The organism is Ensifer sp. Root142 (genome assembly GCF_001426785.1).
In the GTDB taxonomy this organism is placed as follows: domain Bacteria; phylum Pseudomonadota; class Alphaproteobacteria; order Rhizobiales; family Rhizobiaceae; genus Ensifer; species Ensifer canadensis.
In genome coordinates this window covers 1-1,857 of sequence record NZ_LMFK01000043.1, presented here as the reverse complement: position 1 = coordinate 1,857, position 1,857 = coordinate 1, and the positions used below count along the sequence as shown (strand labels likewise).

Sequence of the window (1,857 nt, the reverse complement as noted above, 5' to 3'; positions counted from 1 at the left end):
CACCGAGCTGGATGTAGGCTTCATCAACGTCGATGAAGTCGCTATCGCCAGAGTCGGTGTCGTTGTCGGCATTGAATTCAGCAGCGAAGAAGCCGGTGAGCGTGCCGTACTCGGTGTCGCTCTTGGCATCCCATGCGACGTAAGCGCGCGAGAAGACATCCCAGTCCGACGTGGACTGATCGTTGAAGCCGTCACCGTCGAAGTCATGGTTCGCCTGGTTGTAACGGCTCTGCGATGCCTCAGAACCGAACGAGCCCTGAACGCGGATGAAGCCGCTGAGCTTCAGGCAGGTTTCGGTGCCCGGGATGTAGAAGTAGCCAGTGCCGAAAGCGTCGCAAACGCCGCCGCTGAGCTTCAGGCAGGTTTCGGTGCCCGGGATGTAGAAGTAGCCAGTGCCGAAAGCGTCGCAAACGCGAACGTATTCCATGGGCTCCGGCTCGGCGGCGACGATTGCGTCGGCTGCCTGTGCGCCGGATACTGCTGCGAGAGCTGCAGCGGAGCCGAGAAGAAGGCTCTTGATGTTCATTTCTGACCTCCAGTCAGAATCAGGACTGTTCTGACTGTTATCGTCAACCCCTGACTAGGACGACCGGGCGAACTCGCTCATGTAATATGGCGTTCAAGGACGGGTACGCACATATCCAGATCGTGGGATGCCAGGTGAGCATAACGCATCGTCATCTCGAGGGTCTGGTGGCCCAGCCACATCTGAACGCGTCTGAGATCGATACCGCCTCTCACCAAGCGTGACGCGCAAGTATGGCGCAAGACGTGCGGTACGATATCGGCCTCGTCCCCCATTCCGGCTGCTGTTTTTGCGTCATTCCAAACGGCGCGATACTTTTGCTGGTCAATGGACGCGAATGGACCGGGAGATCGATCTACCAGGGCATTAAGAGACTGCTTGGCTCTGGCGGTTAGGGGTACAGTTCGGCTGCGGCCAGATTTGGTTACCCAAAACGTCACCCGGCCCTGGTGAACGTCATTCCATTTTAGAGCGATGGTCTCGCCGAGACGTGCGCCGGTATCGACGAGGAATATGGATAGTTTTAAATAGAGGTCTGAGCGGTTTCCGATTTCGCGAAACAGCGCCTCTTCTTCGTCCGGTTCGAGAAAGCGGAGGCGACCCGCTCTTTCTTTCTGGCGCTTGAACTCCGGCAAGCTATAGATGTCGCCCATTTTGTACGCTTTCCGCAGCAACTTGCTTAGCGCCGCCATCTTCCGGTTGATGGTTGCGTTGCTGTTGCGACGTTTGCGTAAAGCGCCGATCAGGTTGTCGAGCATGTCTTGTGAGAAAGTAGAGAAGCGAGCAGCGAGCAATATCTCGTCGAGTTCTCCGATGAAGGCTTTCACATTGTATTTGTGGTTGCCTTCCTCCCACAGAATGTCGGCATAACGCTGAAGTAGTTCGGCGAGCGTGGTGTCCTTAACCACGCCGCTCGGACCCCGCGGGCTAAAGCTGTAGTGGACTTCGTACCCGCTACTTAGGTTCGGGAAATCGAAGTCGCCCGCTTGTTTCTCAGCATCCTTCCCCAACTCGCCGATCCCCTTGCCGACTGACGCCGGAGTGAGACCGATAAACCGACGGCTTTCAAGCCGGCGCTTGGTGTCTGGACATCGTCCTGTGCCGAGACGACATGCAAACGTTGCTAAACAGCAACAGCCCGCAACTCGAATGTGAGTTGCGGGCCTGATATCAAACCTGACTAAGTCAGATTAGAAGTCGCGCTGCAGGCGGACGAAGCCGAATACCTGGTCGTCGCCGTTGTCTTCATCTTCGTACTGAACCGATACGCGGGTAGCGAGGCCGCCGTTGTCTTCATCTTCGTACTGAACCGATACGCGGGTAGCGAGGCC

The 1,857-nt window shown here is 56.8% G+C and carries 2 protein-coding genes; both read right to left on the bottom strand.

Annotated features, from left to right (window positions below; genetic code table 11):
* The coding region (locus ASD52_RS28600; protein ID WP_200954108.1) for a porin at positions 1-526 on the bottom strand (526 nt) is incomplete at its 3' end.
* 77 nt (positions 527-603) lie between these two features.
* A complete protein-coding gene (locus ASD52_RS28595) occupies positions 604-1,536 on the bottom strand; it encodes a site-specific integrase (RefSeq protein WP_082571912.1) in 933 nt (310 codons plus the stop codon).
* Between the last annotated feature and the right edge of the window lie 321 nt (positions 1,537-1,857).